This window comes from Mesorhizobium sp. f-mel (assembly GCF_053850215.1).
On sequence record NZ_JBSPTO010000004.1, the window covers coordinates 133265 to 149461 of the forward strand.

Annotated in this window: 13 protein-coding genes; 4 read left to right on the plus strand and 9 right to left on the minus strand. The window is 62.7% G+C overall.

Annotated elements, in window-relative coordinates; genetic code table 11:
- Positions 1–19 precede the first annotated feature (19 nt).
- Positions 20–1258, plus strand: coding sequence for a flavin-containing monooxygenase (locus tag ACWUKX_RS08240; protein ID WP_456005639.1), 1239 nt, complete (start codon positions 20–22; stop codon positions 1256–1258).
- A 187-nt stretch (positions 1259–1445) separates the two neighbouring features.
- Here ACWUKX_RS08240 and ACWUKX_RS08245 read toward each other — a convergent pair whose 3' ends face one another.
- The 8 genes from ACWUKX_RS08245 to ACWUKX_RS08280 all read right to left on the minus strand — a co-directional run bounded on the left by ACWUKX_RS08245 (position 1446) and on the right by ACWUKX_RS08280 (position 10065).
- Positions 1446–2561, minus strand: a complete 1116-nt coding sequence (locus ACWUKX_RS08245) for a hypothetical protein (RefSeq protein WP_456005923.1) — start codon at positions 2559–2561, stop codon at positions 1446–1448.
- 457 nt (positions 2562–3018) lie between these two features.
- The gene (locus tag ACWUKX_RS08250) at positions 3019–3789 is read right to left on the minus strand and encodes an SDR family oxidoreductase (RefSeq protein ID WP_287339234.1); all 771 of its coding nucleotides are present in this window, start codon (positions 3787–3789) and stop codon (positions 3019–3021) included.
- Positions 3786–4781 carry an ABC transporter permease gene (locus tag ACWUKX_RS08255; RefSeq protein ID WP_456005641.1) on the minus strand — a complete coding sequence of 332 codons (996 nt, stop codon included), beginning with the start codon at positions 4779–4781 and terminating at the stop codon, positions 3786–3788. Before ACWUKX_RS08255 ends, ACWUKX_RS08250 begins: the two co-directional genes overlap by 4 nt.
- 144 nt (positions 4782–4925) lie before the next feature.
- Positions 4926–5966, minus strand: a complete 1041-nt coding sequence (locus tag ACWUKX_RS08260; protein WP_456005643.1) for a sugar ABC transporter substrate-binding protein — start codon at positions 5964–5966, stop codon at positions 4926–4928.
- 39 nt (positions 5967–6005) lie between these two features.
- Positions 6006–6770 carry an ATP-binding cassette domain-containing protein gene (locus tag ACWUKX_RS08265; protein WP_456005646.1) on the minus strand — a complete coding sequence of 255 codons (765 nt, stop codon included), beginning with the start codon at positions 6768–6770 and terminating at the stop codon, positions 6006–6008.
- Positions 6767–7933: an ROK family transcriptional regulator gene (locus ACWUKX_RS08270; protein WP_456005648.1), complete on the minus strand. Its 1167-nt coding sequence runs from the start codon at positions 7931–7933 to the stop codon at positions 6767–6769. Before ACWUKX_RS08270 ends, ACWUKX_RS08265 begins: the two co-directional genes overlap by 4 nt.
- A gap of 187 nt (positions 7934–8120) precedes the next feature.
- On the minus strand, positions 8121–9410 hold the full coding sequence (locus tag ACWUKX_RS08275) for a M23 family metallopeptidase (protein ID WP_456005651.1): 1290 nt from the start codon (positions 9408–9410) through the stop codon (positions 8121–8123).
- A 187-nt stretch (positions 9411–9597) separates the two neighbouring features.
- Positions 9598–10065, minus strand: coding sequence for a peroxiredoxin (locus tag ACWUKX_RS08280; protein ID WP_095521882.1), 468 nt, complete (start codon positions 10063–10065; stop codon positions 9598–9600).
- A 95-nt stretch (positions 10066–10160) separates the two neighbouring features.
- Here ACWUKX_RS08280 and ACWUKX_RS08285 point away from each other — a divergent pair, with 95 nt between their 5' ends.
- Positions 10161–13544 carry a hypothetical protein gene (locus ACWUKX_RS08285; protein ID WP_456005655.1) on the plus strand — a complete coding sequence of 1128 codons (3384 nt, stop codon included), beginning with the start codon at positions 10161–10163 and terminating at the stop codon, positions 13542–13544.
- Positions 13545–13557: 13 nt separating this feature from the next.
- On the opposite strand, the gene tyrS is transcribed toward ACWUKX_RS08285, so the two are convergent.
- The gene (gene tyrS, locus ACWUKX_RS08290; protein ID WP_127212258.1) at positions 13558–14811 is read right to left on the minus strand and encodes a tyrosine--tRNA ligase; all 1254 of its coding nucleotides are present in this window, start codon (positions 14809–14811) and stop codon (positions 13558–13560) included.
- A gap of 319 nt (positions 14812–15130) precedes the next feature.
- Here tyrS and ACWUKX_RS08295 point away from each other — a divergent pair, with 319 nt between their 5' ends.
- Complete coding sequence (locus tag ACWUKX_RS08295) at positions 15131–15859, plus strand: glycosyltransferase family 2 protein (protein WP_287088625.1); 729 nt, start codon at positions 15131–15133, stop codon at positions 15857–15859.
- Entirely contained in the window at positions 15852–16184 is a 333-nt protein-coding gene (locus ACWUKX_RS08300) for a lipid-A-disaccharide synthase N-terminal domain-containing protein (protein WP_127212256.1), read from the plus strand. Before ACWUKX_RS08295 ends, ACWUKX_RS08300 begins: the two co-directional genes overlap by 8 nt.
- Positions 16185–16197 lie beyond the last annotated feature (13 nt).

Genomic DNA, 16197 nt, shown 5'->3' on the forward strand with positions numbered 1-16197 from the left:
TATGAGATCACCGCAGCAAATGACCGATGGCGGCGATGTTCTCGATGCTGTCGTCATCGGGGCCGGCTGGGCCGGCCTGGGTGTCAGCTATTGGCTGGCGCGACGGGGTCTGCGCCACAGCGTATTGGAGCGGGGCCGCATAGGAGAGACCTGGCGCACACAGCGATGGGATTTATTTCGGATGAATACTCCCAACGTGCAGACCGTCATGCCGGGCGATTGCTATGACGGTCCGGATCCGGATGGTGCCCTGACGCGCGATCAGTTCGTCACTCTCCTTGAGGATTTCGCCGGGCGCAACGCGCTGCCGATCGAACCGGATACTGCGGTAAGCGAACTCATGCGCGAGAATGGCGCCTATCGGCTGACCACCTCACACGGCACGATTTGGGCGCGCAATGTGATCGTCGCGAGCGGCAGCCTGAATTGTCCGGTGCGCCCGGTCTGGGCCGCCGCGTTGTCGCCAGCTCTCCGCCAGATCGACGCTTCCGGCTACCGCAGCGCTGCCGATCTGCCCGACGGAGCGGTGCTGGTGGTCGGAAGCGGCCAATCTGGTGCTCAGATCGCGGAGGAATTGGCGGACGCGGGCCGAGCAGTCTTCCTTGCGACCAGTCGTGTCGGACGGCTCCCACGGCGCTACCGGGGTCGCGACATCATGGTCTGGCTGCTCGAAAGCGGGTTTCTCGACGTGCGCCGGGAGGAAGTCATTCGACTTGCGGGACGCATCCCGCCGCGTGGCGTGCTCGGGTCGACGCATACGATAAGCCTTCAGGCGCTGAGCGCCCAGGGTGTCGTGCTGCTTGGGCGTCTCACCGGCATCGAGGATGGCGGCAGCCTCTCGTTTGCCGACGATCTCGAAGCGAATGCCCGCTTTGCGGATGAAGCCTCCGAAAATGTCAAACGCCATGTCGACGACTATATCAGCCGCATGGGGATCGATGCACCCCTTGCGGAGCCCGACCCGGCGGAGACGGTCGCGATGCGTCAGCCGAACCCGATGATCGGTTCGCTCGATCTCTCCCGCTCCGGCGTAACGAGCGTGGTGTGGTGCACGGGCTTTAAGGGCGATTTCAGTTGGATGAGGCTTCCCGGTGCGCTCGACAGCGCGGGACAGCCTGTTCACGCGGATGGCGTGGCCGCCCTGCCGGGCCTTTACTTCGCAGGGCTGGACTTCGCCTCCACACGCAAGTCAGGCATCATCTTGGCGATCGCCGAGGAAGCACCTCGCCTTGTCGAACATATCGCAGGGCATTCGTGACCGCCTGGCATAGTCAAGAAGCTCCTGACAGTCAGGGCCGGATCAGTGTCAGAGGCCGGCAGATCGTCAGTCACCGCCTTGCGCCGCCACCAGGGTCACGTCTCGCCGCTTAGCGACGTTCCCACTGAGCGAAGGCAAAGGACTTCGACGATCAGCCAATGACTTCGCTCCCGCACGACTGAATGCTTCAGGTGAAGCGGCCGCCGATCAGCCGGCTCCACTGCTCACCCGCAAGCCCGTTCAGGAAAGCTTGCGAGTTCTTCATGGCATCCAAAAGCTCTGGATCGCGTGAATGCACCACGGTCGAGGCAACAGTTAGGAAAGCTATGCGTCGCCCAAGCATTGCTTCCAGAAGTGCGGGTTGAATCCGTCCGCGCAGGCCGCTGACGCCGCGTACGGCGGCATGATCGATCAGGCAGTCGATCACAGAACCCGCCTGGCCGGGAAGGGCGAGAATCTGCAGCACGCGACCGATTTCATCTTTCCGCGCGTGATAGGCGAATGCGCCGACATTGGTGCCGACTGGCGATGTCACGGAAACGAAGACAAGCTCGCCCATATCCGGCTTTTGTGCCGCATCGGCCAGGATATGATCGAGCTGGCCTTCCGCCCACTCCGGGCGCAGGACGAACTGGGCCGTCAACGGTTCGACGAGCTTGGCAAATGTGCCGCTGTCGATTTCCGACGTCCGGAGGGCGCCATGGCCTGCCCCGTCCGCCGCCACACCGGACCAGCGTCGTTCGCTGGACTTCATTCGCGTGCAATAAAATCGGTCGATGGCATGCGCAAACGGATTGAGCATTCGGGCAAGCTTCAAGCGACTGGCGGAAAGGTTGAGCACAAAGCTCGACGGCCGCATCACGCGTACCCAGTCGAGACTGTATTGCGGCAGGACCACGCCACGCAGCCGTGTCCACAACCTTGCGGAGATGTCGTTGGCCGTCTCGCTGAAAGAGATGTCCTGCGGACCATCCAGGTAAGCTTTCAACAAGCGGGCTCCGGCCATCGGGTCGCGCCCATGATCCTCGACCATGAGCGAGCTGCAAATGGCGGCGTGTAATTGCCGGCCGTTGAACTGCATCGGCAATGCGTGAACGCCGACAAACCCGGAGACGCGGCCGGCGTCGTTGACATGGACTAGCGACCGGAGGTCGCCTCCGCAACCGGGCGCCTCCAGATAAAACCGTCTCATATATTCGATGAGCGAGGCCGGCGCTTCGGTCCGCTCTTTGCGCAGCACGCGTTGAAACATGCCTGCGACTGCCGGAAGATCGGCACCTTCCAGGGCGCGAATGACGCTCAAGCCCGGCTCCCGCCACCGGAGTCCCGTCCACCGCGTGTCCGGACCATGTCGACGCCAGGCTTCCCATCGGCCATCGCGGCGACCGTCAGGTGTTCGTGGCGGTGCGATCTCGCCCAGTTGCAATCGCTCCGATGGCCGAAAGGAGAGCTGAAATGCTGCGGCAAGGTAGGCCCTTTGCTTGATCATGAAAACGAGCGTCGTTGCTGTTACCAACTTCGGGTAAACCGATGTTAAAGTATTGGTAGCGAATCGAGTTTTATCAACGCGACTCACGCCTTGTTTCCTCGGCGCCGCGGCACGTCTGGCGAGGCCTCAGCCTGCAGCTTCCGGCGCGAAGCCAAGTCGCTTGGCTACGATCCTTGCCCTCGTCGCCGTTCTTGAGACGAACCATGGCAAGTGCTGCTTGATCTGCCGCTGTTGCCCGGTGCAGGAAAAAAACCGGCGCCGAAATCGAGGATCATGGCGGAAGGAGCCGGAAATCCTTGCCTTCGGGCAGCAGCTGCCCGCCGTCGACGATTATAGTCGTGCCGGTGATGTAGCTGGCGTCGTCGGAGGCTAGGAACAGGAAAGCATTGGCCACGTCGCGCGGGCTGCCGAGGCGGCCGAGCGGTATGGAGTCCTCCATGTTCTTTATATAGGCGGCGCCGCGATGCAGCTGGATTGCTTCGGTGAGGATATTGCCGGGCTCGACGCCGTTGACGGTGATGCCATAGCCCGAGAATTCGAGAGCGGCCGAACGGATCAGGCCGTTGATGCCGGCCTTGGTCGCCGAATAGTGGCCGTGACCAGGGCTGGTGACGTGCGGGCCGGTGATGGAGGAGGTGAACAGCATGCGGCCAAAGTGCTGCGCTTTCATCGGAACGAGTGCGGCACGGGCGGCATTGAAGGTGCCGCGCAAATTGACCGCCATGACGCGGTCCCAGTCCTCCGGACTGGTGTTCTCCAGCAACTGCCAGGGATAGATGCCGGCATTCTGGACCATGATGTCGAGACGGCCGTGATGGTCGAGCGCCAGCGCAACGGCGGCCTCCGCATCGGCCAGCTGCGAGATGTCGGTGCGGATGAAGACAGCGCCGAACTCGTCCGCGGCCGCTTGCCCGGCCTCGACCTCGGTATCGGCCAGGACCAGCTTCGCGTCCTCTTCGGCAAAGCGCTGTGCGATGCCCTTACCGATGCCGCGCGCACTGCCGACGATCAGCGCGACCTTGTCTTTGAGACGCCCGGTCATGCCAGCCTCTGGCGAATGGTTTGCTTGAAAGCGTCGAGCAGCACGGCGGCAAGCACGAGCAGGCCGTGGATCACCTGGGTGAAGTTGGCCGGAAGGCCCATCAGGTTGATCGCCGTGTTGATGGCCGACAGCAAAAGCACGCCGGCATAGACGCCGGGTAGGGTGCCGACGCCGCCCTTCAGGCTGACACCGCCGATGACGACGGCGGCAAATGCGTTGAACAGCAGGCCGACGCCGAGATTGGCGGTGGCGCCCGAGGTGCGGATCGCCAGCAGCCAGCCGGCAAGGCCGGCGATGGCGCCAGCGAGAACAAAGGCAACAACAAGGTTGCGGTTGACGCGGATGCCGGCTCGGAAGGTTGCAGTCTCGTTGCCGCCGATCATGACGAGATGCCTTCCAAAGGGTGTCTTGGCCATGATTAGCGAGAAGACTACGAAACACGAAATGGCGATCCAGGCGGTGAGGGGCAGGCCAAGGAGGCGCTGAATGCCGAACCAGCGGATCGCCGGCGCAAGGTCTTGCGCAGAGCGGCCGCCGGAAATGACCAGCACAAGGCCGCGCACCCAGATGTAGGACGCGAGCGTAATGATGAAGGCACTCATCTTCACCTTCACGACCAAATAGCCGTTGATGGAGCCTATGATGCCGCCGACAACTAGGGCAAGCAGCAGCGAAACCGGAACCATCAGCCATTGCGGCTGCAATTGAACGCCAAGGCCGATGCCCGCCGAGCAGAACAGGATACCGACCGCCATGGCGCCGAGTGCCGCCACGGATTCGACCGACAGGTCCATGTGTCCGGTGATGATGACCAGCGCCAGGCCGATCGACATGACGCCAAGCACGCTCGACGCCTCGATGATGTTGGCGAAGATGCCCAGCTGGAAGTAGTTCGGAATGGAGATGGAGAAGACCACCAGCACGAAGACCAGCATGAACCAGACGAGGTTGTCGAGGGCGAACTCGAGGGCGTGGCGCGTGCGGGGATTCATGTGCTGATCCAGCTGGCGCATCGATTCTCGGAAAGGATCATGCGCGGTTCAATTTGTTGCAGGTCCCTTGCGCGCCCGTTCGGACGCGCCGAGCTGCAGGGGCTGGGCTCGGGCCAGCGTGGCCCGAAGCCCTAGGCGACTTTGCTATTCAACCGGCTTCACGGTGCCCGAGGGCGGCTTCAGATTGCCCCAGAAGGCCGGGTTGTCGACGTTTTCCTTGGTGATCGCAGCGCCGGGGATCTTGATGTTCGGTCCCCAGGCTTCAATGGTCACGGTGGACTTCAGGCCGAGCACGTCGTACTCGCCCGGCTTGATCTCCTGCTTGTTGACGACCTTGTCCATGAACATGGCGACGGCGGCGGCCTGAGCGTAGAGCGGCTGCTCGACTTCGACATTGAGCCAGCCTTTGCGGATGAGGTCGAGGCCGACCGGGGCACCGTTCGAGCTCATCAGCATGACGTCGCCCGGCTTCTTGCCAGCGGCCTCGAGCGAGGCGACGGCGGCGACCGAGAGGTGCGCCGCATGGCTGAAGATCAGGTCCATATCAGGGTTGGCGAGCAACTGGTCGTTGACGATGGTCCCGGCTGCATCCGCCGCCCATTGCATGGCCGGAACCGAGATGATCTTGACGTCCGGGAACGCCTTCATCTTCTCCTCGAAACCCTTCTGGATGTCGAGCGTGTAAGGGTCGCCGGGATCGCCGAGCACCTGGAGGATCTTGCCTTTCACCGATCCGTGCTTCGCCTTCAAGAGCTTCTCGGCCTGATCGGCGGCAATCTGGCCGATCTCGACCGTTCCCGCCACCGACGTGAAGTCGGACGGTGTCGAGGTGATCTGGCGATCGAACTCGACCACCGCGATGCCGGCGGCGCGGGCGGCCTCGATAGACGGCTTCAACGCATTGAAATCGACGGCAGCGAGAATGATCGCCGACGGCTTGAGCGCGATGACGTCGTTCATTTGCGATTGCTGAGCGTCGGTCTTGTTATCGGCGTTCAGCGTCTTCATCTCGTAGCCGACCTGCTTCAGGAACATCTCCAGAGCGCTCACCGAGCCGGTCTGGAATTCATCGAGCAATGTCGGCACCAGATAGTAGACGGTGCCCTTGGACTGGGCGAATGCCGGCGTGAGCGTGGCAAAGGCCAGTGCCAGGATACCGAAGACAGCAAGAAGTATTTTCTTCATGTCGTTCGCTCCTTTTGCGCCGGACCCCTCGTTTGTCCCTCAGCCTGCCGGTCCGGCACCGGCGAGCGTCTCTCCGGTGATCATGTTGACCACCGCGTCGGGACTTGTTTTGTTGCGCGCGACATCGCCAGCCACGACGCCTTGCCGGATCACCACGATCCGGTCGGCGACCTGGAAGGCCTGTTGCATGATATGGGTGATGATGACGACGCCGATACCTTGGCTCGCCACCTGGCGGATCATGTCGAGACCGCGCCGCGTCTGCTCGACACCGAGTGCTGCGAACGGCTCGTCGAGAAGCACGAGCTTGCCGCCAAAATGCACGAATCGGTTGAGCTCGATGGCCTGCCGCTGGCCGCCTGAGAGGTGCTCGACATTGGTTCTGAGCGAAGGGATGCGCGTGCCGGCGCTGGCCAGCGCCTTTTCGACCACCCGCTCCATGGCGGGTTCGTCGAGCACGGCAACGCCAAGAAATTTCCTGGTGATCTCGCGGCCCATGAAGAAATTGGCCACCACGTCGACATTGGTGCAAAGCGAGAGGTCCTGGTAGACGGTCTCGATCCCTGCCGCCTTGGCCTCGGCGGGAGATTTGGCCAGGAATTCCTTGCCCTCGAACAGCATGCGACCGGAGGTCGGCTCCAGCCCGCCGGCGATGATCTTGACCAGTGTCGATTTGCCGGCGCCATTGTCACCCAAAAGCGCCACCACCTCGCCCTTGCCGATCGAGAAGCTGATGCCCTTGAGCGCTTCGATCGCGCCATAGTTCTTGGCGACGTTGTCGAGCACCAGCAGAGGTTCACTCATGCCGCGATCCCCTTGCCTTGCAGGATATCTCGCCCGCGTTCGCGCTCGGCGGTGAATATCTGGCCGAAGCGCGGCGAAAGCACCCCTGAGACGGCAAGCGCTGCGGCACCGCGCAACACCGCATGCTGGCCGCCGCGTGCGACGGTGACACGCGGCGCCGTGCGGTCCTTTCGCGCCGAGATCGAGTTGGGAAGGTTCGCAACCGAACCGGCCAGCCGTTCAAGTAAATCGGTGGACGCCAGTCCGCCGAGGATGATGGTTTCGGGATCGAACAGGTTCTCGATGATAGTGATGGCGTTGCGAAAGATCGGCCCGACTTCATCAACCCAATCGGTGTCGCTGATGTTCCGGCGCCGCAGCGCCTCGAGCGAGAGGTATCTTTCGAGGCAGCCGCGGTTGCCGCAGGGGCACGGCTCGCCACCAGGCACGACAGGGATGTGTCCGATTTCGCCGGCATTTCCCCAGGCGCCGCGCAACGCGCTTCCGTCATGCACCATGACGCCGCCAAGACCGACTCCGAAATAGAGATAGTAGTATTCGGAATACCCCGTCCCGAGGCCATACAGGCGCTCGCCCATTGCCGCGGCCGCCATGTCGGTCTCAAAAAACGCGGGCAGCCCGGTCGAGGCCTCCAGCCGTTCCCGAAGCGCCACGTCCTTCCAGCCGGTCATCGTCGTCGGGCCGATAAAGCTCATTGACTCCACCCCAAAAGGGCCGGGCAGCGCCATGCCGATGCCGAGAACGCGACCGCCAGGCCGCAGTCGGGTCAATTCAAGCACCATCGCGCCGATCAGATCGAAGGCATGGTCGGGCGTTGCGTTGGGGGCCTCGCGGTAGGCGCTCTCGATCACGTCTCCGCTCAAATTGATCAGCGCCGCATTGATTCCCAGCGGAGTGACGTGGATGCCGACGGCATAGCCGCCCTCCGGGTTGATCCGCAGGGTCGCCGGAGGCAGCCCGCGCCCCCGCGGCTCTTCGCGCAGGGACAGAACGTAGGCGTGTTCTTCCAGCTCGCGAACGATGGTCGATACCGTTTGCACGGTGAGCCCGACCCGCCGGGCAATGTCGCCGCGGGCGATCGGACCGTGAAGGCGGATGGATTCGAGGACGATGCGCCTGTTGTAAGGCCTCCCGAATTCCTGATTGGTCCCCCGCAGTGCCATGTCTTGCGTCCCTAGGAGACATGAGGTTCGCACCGAATATTTATTCAGTCAAATGGAATTCAAAAATAATAAATGACTTCCGCGCATCAGGCGTCGGTCCCGGGTTCACCAGCGACACGGAGCAGGAGCAGAGGCCGCTATCAGATGGAAAACGGCCAGATCTGTCTTAATGAAGAAGATGCGAGCTTCAGAGATACTGCGCGACCTTCTTGCCGACCCTTAGGAAGCGCAGCGGGTCGATGGCTTCGCCATTGTGGCGGATCTCGTAATGCAGATGCGGGCCGGTCGAGCGGCCGCTGCTGCCGGTCTTACCGACGACGTCGCCGGCATTGAGTCTCTTGCCGACGGTCACGTTGATTTTGCTGAGATGCCCATAGCGCGTCGCAAAGCCGTTGCCATGATCGACCTCGACCATGCGGCCATAGCCGCCGTTCCAGCCGGCCTTGACGACGACGCCGGGCGCCGTCACCTTGGCAGGCATTCCGGTCGGCGCCCTGAAATCCATCCCCGAATGCAGCGCGGCGGTGCCGAGGAGCGGATCGGTGCGCACGCCGAACGGGCTGGTGACCGAGCGACCGGGGGCGGGATTGGCGAGCGGCAGCCGTCGCGCTTCCGTCTTCAGACGGTCGAGCGCGTCCAGCGCCTCGTCGAGTTCCCGTACCTTGCTGTCGAACGTCATCGAACTGTCAATTGGTATCAGCGGACCGCCGGTATCGCTCTTGCCAAAATCGCTGTCGACCGGCAGGCCAGCCGCCTCGAGCGCCTGAGAGATTGCATCGGCGTTTCTGTAGGCGTTGTCGGCAAGCGTGGTGATGCGGGTGAGCTGCTGGCTCTCTATGGCCTTGAGCGACTCGCTGATCGATACGAACAGCCTGTCGGCACGATCGGCCGCCGTATCGCTCGGCAGCGGATCGGAGCGGGTCGACCACAGGGAGAACGGCCTGGTATCGCCGGCGCCAAGGTTGGCGCCGACGCTGGCAACCGAATACGACTGCGGCTGGGCGTCGGTTACGTCGGCGCGTTTTTCCGGCTTTGCGGACGCAGCAGTGCCTGCGGCAGGTGGCGTTCCGACTTCGCTCTCGCCGCGTTCGAGGAGCGGGCCGAGGCGGCCGTGGCGCAGGCTGAGCTGGGTCTGTCGTTCCAGCAGTTCGCCAACTTTGGTTTCCATGAGCTGCTGGTCGAGAAGCTGACGGCTGGTGATCCGGTCGACCTGGGCGCGCAGTGCGGAGATGCGGTCCTCATAGGCCTGCTGCATGCGCGCCTGCCGTGCCGTGGTCGCGCCGATCAGGTCGTCGCGCAGCACGAGATAGGAGGTCGCCAGCAGGTAGCCTATGGCCATCGCCGCCAGCGCGGAGCCGCAAAATGCGGCAACCCATGGACGTATCGTGAAATGCCTGACCTCGTTGCCCCGGGCGATAATGACCGTGTGGGGCTCCTTGCGCCTGCCGAAGACCGTTGACTGACTGGCTACGTTCACGGGACCAAGCTTTCGTTACGATACCAACGACAAGCCTGATTACACATCATTAAGGTTAACGGTCGGTTGCTGGCGCCCAGCTCCTTGCAGCCCATGGGTTGCAGCTGGATTGGCATGAGGGCATGAGGCGCAGGCTTCGGCGCTTCATGCCTCACATGGGGCTCTCAGCCCACAGCCAACGTCGCTATCAGAGCGCGCGGACGGCCTCCAGCACCGCCTCGGCATGGCCTTTGACTCGTACGTTCCGCCATATCTTGGCAATCCGTCCGTCGCTGCCGATCAGGAACGTTGCGCGCTCTACGCCCATATAGCGGCGGCCATAGAGCTTCTTCTCGACCCACAGATGATAGGCTTCGATCACCTTGCGCTCCTCGTCGGCGACGAGGTCGACGGTCAGGTCGTATTTTGATTTGAATTTGTCGTGTTTTCGGACGCTGTCCGGCGACAGGCCGATGACGGCGGCGCCGAGCTTTTCGAACTCCGGCTTCAACTGCGAAAAGCCGATCGCCTCATTGGTACAGCCTGTGGTGTCGTCTTGCGGATAGAAGTAAAGCACGACCGGCTTTCCCAGCAATGACGCGAGGCTGAGCGAGCCGCCGCCGTCGCGGGGAAGGTCGAACTGCGGCGCAAGGTCGCCGAGGTCGAGATCAGCCATATCGATGCCCTTGTTTGTGGTTACGCGCGAAGCCTCATCGATATATTGTCGCACCGGGATTCGTCCACGGTCGAGTTCGTTCAACGGAAAATTGTGTGGATCAGGAGCAGCCGCAGCACGAGAAGATCAGATTCAGGCGTGATGAGATCACCGACCTGGGTGCCTTCCCGTCCGCGTGCCGCGTACCGCCGCTCGGCCAGGCGTCGATCGGCCGCGGCCTTCGTATTCTTGCGCGCCTGTTTGCCGGCCTTGTGGTGCTTGTGCTGCTGGCCACCGCCGCTGTGTATGCGATCGGCATGTCCGGTTTCGGCGCCGAGCGGCTGCGGGCCGAAGCGGAAACGGCCATCGAGAAATTGGCCGGCGTCGATGTCGATGTTGCGGTCGGGCCGGCCCGTCTTACGATCGACGGATCGAGCTTCATCGCGCTGCAGGTCAGCGACGTCAGCCTCAAGACCGCCGACGGCAAACCGATGGCCGATGCTGGGCGTGTCCGCTTCGGCATAAGGCTGATACCGCTGCTTTCGGGCGAGGTGCGGCTTACCAGCGCCAGGATTTCCGATGCGCGCATCGTTATGGCGGCGCTGCCGTCGGGTGGCGACTGGACGGCGGCGCTGCGCAATGACGACGGCCTCATCGACCCGGAAAGACTGGCCGGCACGGTCTTTGCCAGCGTCAGCCACGCGCTCGATGCGGTGCGCGAGGATTCGATGCGCCGGATCGACCTCCGCAATGTCGACGTCGTTCTGCCCGAGGCCGGGTCGGTCAAACTGGTCAGGATCACAGATGCCACCGTTGGGCAGTCGGGGCCGGGCGGCATGGAGTTTTCGTCCGACGCGGAGGTCGACGGCAGGGCACTCACCATCACCGCCTCAGCGACCCGCGATACGACGACGCGGCGCGTGACGGCTTTGGATGCCAGCGTCGAGATAGCGGAGGTTAACGGGGCTGCGGCAGCGCCAGGCGGGACGCTGGGCGCGATTGCCTTGAAGCTGGCGGGATCGGAAGGATCCGGCGAGAATGCGTCGCGGCTGGCGGCCTCGTTGTCGTTCGCCGGTTCCGTGCTAGATTTTGGCTCCCGCGGCTCGCTTCCAGCAGACATCGATCTCAATGCCACGCTTGTCGCCGGTTCGAACAAGATCCAGGTCGACAAGCTGCTGTTGAAAACCGGTCGCTCGATTTTCAATTTCGCCGGTTCGATCGGACCGAAGCCTGCGACAGGGACAGCGGGCGAGGAGCCATCCTACCGCTACGACCTGACCAGCGACGGCTCGACGCTGTCGCCTTCGGAATCGTCCGAACCCGCGCTCGATTTCATCGCCCGCGTCGCCGGCGTCTACCAGACCAGGAGCCGCAAGCTCGTGGCCGAGCAGATCGGGATCAGGTCCGGAGCCGCCAGCGAGGCGCTGGGCACGGCTTCGGTCGAGTTCGTCGAGGGAAAGGTGCCTGGCATATCTGTTGCCTTCAATGTCCACGACATGCCGGTCTCGCATGTCAAGCAGTTGTGGCCCTGGTTTTCCGCGCGAAATGCTCGCCTTTGGGTGCTGAAGAACCTGTTCGGCGGCCGCGTCGTCGACGCGAGCCTGCAGTTCCAGGTCGTGCCCGGGCGCATGGGCAACGGGATACCGCTTTCATCAGATGAAGTGTTCGGCCGTTTCCAGATCGAAGGATCGCGCTTCGATACGGCCGGTCACATTCCGCCGATACGCGATGCCGTCGGTGTTGTCGAATTCCACGGCAATGACGTCGACGTCGCTTTGTCCTCGGGCAACGTTTATATGGCCAGCGGCCGCACGGTGGCGGCAAGCAACGGCACGTTGAAGATCAAAGCGGCGAACCGCCCGCCGGTGATCGGCGCGCTCGATATCGACGTCGCCGGGGAGGCGTCGGCAATCGCCGAACTCGCCTCCTACGAGCCGATCAACGCCATGCGCCATGTCGGCCTGCTGCCGGACGAACTGTCCGGCACGGTGACCGGCCACGTCAAGGCGGACATTCCGCTGCAGTCCGGCGTCGACAGCTCGAAACTCGATTGGCTGGTGACGCTCGATTACAAAGACCTGTCGCTGGGCAAGCCGTTCGAAGACCAGACGGTGACGGACGCCGATGGTTCGATCACGGTCGAACCCGAGAAGGCCGTGATATCAGCCAAGGCGCTGCTCAACGGCATTCCAGCCGAACTCGACCTGATCGAGCCGCTTAGGGATGGCGGACCGCCACGCAGCCGGAAAGTGGCGCTGGTGCTCGACGACAAGATGCGTGCAGCCGCCATGCCTGGCCTGTCGCCGCTGCTTTCCGGAACCATCAAGGTTGCGATCGACAAGAGCGGCACGGGCAACCAGACTGTTTCGGCGGATCTGACCAATGCCAGGCTGGATATTCCCTGGGCAGGCTGGAGCAAGGGACCCGGCATTCCAGCCAATGTCACATTTGCCATGGCCAAGTCCGGCGACACCACGACGCTGTCCGACTTCGACCTGGATGGAAAGACTTTTTCAATCGACGGCGGCGTGGTGCTGGTCAACGGCGCCCTGTCCTCGGCGCGGTTCAGCAAGGTCACGTTGAACCGGGGAGACAACGTTGCCGTGTCAGTGAAACGATCGGGCAAGGGCTACGCGGTCGACATCAGCGGCAACGCGCTGGACGCGCGCTCGCTGATCAAGCAATTCACGTCCGATGTCGACACCGCCACCAAGGCCACGGGGTCCGACGCGATTTCGGTGAGTGCCGATGTCAATTCCCTGACCGGCTTCCACAACGAGAGACTGTCGAACCTCAAGCTCGACTACAGCGCCGCCGGCTCCAGGGTGAACGGGCTCAAGGTGAGCGCCACGGCAAGTTCGGGTGCTGCCATAAGCATCAGCAATACGACCGGCGCCGGCAGGCGCGCCCTCAACGTGACGTCGGCCGATGCCGGCGCCATCCTGCGGTTCCTCAACATCTACGAGCATATGGAGGGCGGTTCGATCACGCTGGCGCTCACCGGGGCAAGCGATGGGCCGATGAGGGGCCAGGTCGACTCGCACAACTTCTTCGTGGTCAACGAGCCGAAACTCGCCTCGCTCGTATCGACGACGCCGGCGGGCGACAGCCGCAGCCTCAACGAAGCTGTCAAAGCCAATATCGACACGTCGAGAGTGAAGTTCGAGCGCGGCTTTTCCGAGATCGAAAAGGGCGCCGGTTATCTCAAGCTGGCCAATGGCGTGCTGCGCGGCCCGCGTATCGGCACCACTTTCCAGGGCACGCTCTATGACCAGAACAATAACATGGACATGACCGGCACGTTCATGCCGGTCTATGGCCTCAACCGCATCTTCGGCGAATTGCCGCTCTTCGGCGCGCTGCTCGGCAATGGCCGCGATCGCGGCCTGATCGGCGTGACCTACCGGCTCAGGGGCGATGCCAACAAGCCGAAACTGGACGTCAACCCGCTGTCGGTGATCGCGCCCGGAATATTCAGGTCGATCTTCGAGTACCGGTGAGGCGGCCGGCTGGTCAGACCGGCCGCACCAGAACGTGTTTTTTCTTGCCGAGCGACAGTTTTACGACTTGTTCCGGGCCGAGATCCTGAAGTGTGACCAACCGGCGATCGTCGGACACTGATTGGTCGTTCAGCCGCACGGCGCCGCCCTGGATATGTCGCCGCGCCTCGCCGTTGGACGCGGCAAGCCCGGCGGTGACGAACAGCGACAATATGCCGACTCCGCTTTGCAGATCGGCCTTGCCGACCTCCACGGTCGGCAGCGTTTCGGCCAGCGCGCCTTCTTCGAACGTCTTGCGCGCGGTTTCCTCGGCTTCTTCGGCTGCCTCGCGGCCGTGCACGATGGCCGTGGTTTCCGTGGCCAGGACCTTCTTGGCCTCGTTGATCTCCGAGCCGCCAAGCGCGGCGAGCCGCGCGATCTCGGTGAGCGGCAGGCGGGTGAAAATTTTCAGGAAGCGCGTGACGTCGGCGTCCTCGGTGTTGCGCCAGTACTGCCAGAAATCATAGGGCGAATAGAGATCGCCGTTCAGCCAGACCGCGCCTTTGGCCGATTTGCCCATCTTGGCGCCTGACGACGTCGTCAGCAGCGGTGTGGTCAGGGCATAAAGCTGCGGCGTACCCATGCGGTGCCCGAGATCGACGCCGTTGATGATGTTGCCCCACTGGTCCGATCCGCCCATCTGCAGACGGCAGCCATATCGCCGGCTGAGCTCGACGAAATCGTAGCCCTGCAGGATCATATAGTTGAATTCGAGGAACGACAGCGATTGTTCGCGCTCGAGCCTCAGCTTGACGCTGTCGAAGGTCAGCATGCGGTTGACCGAAAAATGCCGGCCGACATCGCGCAGGAATTCGACATAGTTGAGCTTCATCAGCCAGTCCGCATTGTTGACCATGATCGCGTCGCCCGCACCGTCCCCGAAACGCAGAATGCGGCCGAAGATGCGCTTGATACCATCGATGTTGGTCGCGATGGCCTCAGGCGTCAAAAGCTTGCGCTGGTCGTCGCGGAAGGAAGGGTCGCCGATCATCGAGGTGCCGCCGCCCATCAGCGCGATCGGCCGATGGCCGGTTTCCTGCAGCCAGTAGAGCATGGTCGCGGAAATCAGATTGCCGATATGCAGGCTGGTCGCCGTGGCGTCGTAACCGACATAGGCGGTCACCGTTTCCTTGGCGAAAAGCTGGTCGAGGCCGGCATCATCCGAAATCTGGTGGATGAAACCGCGCTCGCTCATAATGCGCAGGAAATCGGATTTAAAGGCGGACATTTTTTCTTTCCCGAAGGGCCCAACCGAAGCGGATCGGGCGTGGTATGCGTGAACGCGGGCGTTTAGCATCCAAGCGCGGTCAGCAAAAGGGGAATCCGGTTTTGCATCCGATCGCGTTTACATGATCGGTTCGGTGCGAACGCAATCACGGGGTCGTGAAACGGCGCAAGCTCGCCTTCCGGCTGCATGCTTGCTTCATCGTTTGGGCTGGCGTAATGAGGCGCCGCGCCAGCGGATTCTTGCCGCACATGACCCGCTGGAACGGCACCGCACGGCATCGAATCGAATGCCGATACCCTGTGACAGAGCCCGACGCGAAATGCCGGAGATATCCATCGTCATTCCTTGCCGGAACGAGGCGGCGAACCTGCCGCTTCTGCTCGATGAGATCGGGGCGGCGATGGCCGGGCGCGACTTCGAGGTGATCGTCGTCAATGATGGTTCGACCGACGAGACCAGCTCGGTGCTAGCCGCCCAGGCAGTGCTTCGCCCGTTTCCGCTTCGCCACCTCCGGCATGAGAAATCCGCCGGCCAGTCTTTCTCTGTGCGTTCGGGCGCATGGGCGGCCCGCGGCGATATCGTCGCCACGATCGACGGCGACGGCCAGAACGATCCCAAATACATTCCGGTGCTGGTCGATGCGCTGCGGCAGGCCGGTTCCGGTTTCGGTGTTGCGCAAGGGCAGCGCCTGAAGCGTCGCGACAGCAAGATCAAGCAACTGGCGTCCCGTTTTGCCAACTGGCTGAGAAAGGCCGTCCTGCATGACGAGACCCGCGACACGGGCTGCGGCCTGAAGGCGATCCATACCGACATCCTCAGGAAATTGCCGTTCTTCGATGGCACGCACCGCTTTGTCCCGGCCCTCGTCATCCAGGAGGGGTATCGCGTCGTGCATTGCGACGTCGTCGACCGCTCTCGCCGTCACGGCAAGTCCAATTACGGAATTTTCGATCGCGGCCTGCAAGGGGTGCTTGATCTCGCCGGTGTCTGGTGGCTGCGCCGCCGGCGCCGCAGAATGCCAAAAACAGAGGAAATCCGGCGTGCCTAACGTGCTTCAAGAACTGGCGACCTGGCTTCACGACGTCTTCGTCAAGCAGTTCGATACGTGGATCCTGCTCGGCTTTGTCGCCCAGTTCTTTTTCAGCATGCGCTTTGTCGTGCAGTGGGTCGCATCGGAAAAAGCCAAGCGCAGCGTCGTGCCGATCGCTTTCTGGTTCTTTTCGCTGTTCGGCGGCAGCCTGCTGCTGATCTACGCCATCCAGCGGCAGGATCCGGTGTTCATCGCCGGCCAGGCCCTGGGCCTGTTCATCTACATCCGCAACCTGTGGCTGATCGCCAACGAGCGCAAGGCGGCGATGACGAAGGTCGATTGAGCGACCTGCCTCT

Coding starts and splice junctions, on each gene's coding strand:
- ACWUKX_RS08265 (WP_456005646.1), bottom strand. CDS start 6,770: ATGAGTGAACCTCTGCTGGTGCTCGACAACGTCGCCAAGAACTATGGC.
- ACWUKX_RS08295 (WP_287088625.1), top strand. CDS start 15,131: ATGCCGGAGATATCCATCGTCATTCCTTGCCGGAACGAGGCGGCGAAC.
- ACWUKX_RS08255 (WP_456005641.1), bottom strand. CDS start 4,781: ATGAATCCCCGCACGCGCCACGCCCTCGAGTTCGCCCTCGACAACCTC.
- ACWUKX_RS08260 (WP_456005643.1), bottom strand. CDS start 5,966: ATGAAGAAAATACTTCTTGCTGTCTTCGGTATCCTGGCACTGGCCTTT.
- ACWUKX_RS08250 (WP_287339234.1), bottom strand. CDS start 3,789: ATGACCGGGCGTCTCAAAGACAAGGTCGCGCTGATCGTCGGCAGTGCG.
- tyrS (WP_127212258.1), bottom strand. CDS start 14,811: ATGTCCGCCTTTAAATCCGATTTCCTGCGCATTATGAGCGAGCGCGGT.
- ACWUKX_RS08280 (WP_095521882.1), bottom strand. CDS start 10,065: ATGGCTGATCTCGACCTCGGCGACCTTGCGCCGCAGTTCGACCTTCCC.
- ACWUKX_RS08270 (WP_456005648.1), bottom strand. CDS start 7,933: ATGGCACTGCGGGGGACCAATCAGGAATTCGGGAGGCCTTACAACAGG.
- ACWUKX_RS08240 (WP_456005639.1), top strand. CDS start 20: ATGACCGATGGCGGCGATGTTCTCGATGCTGTCGTCATCGGGGCCGGC.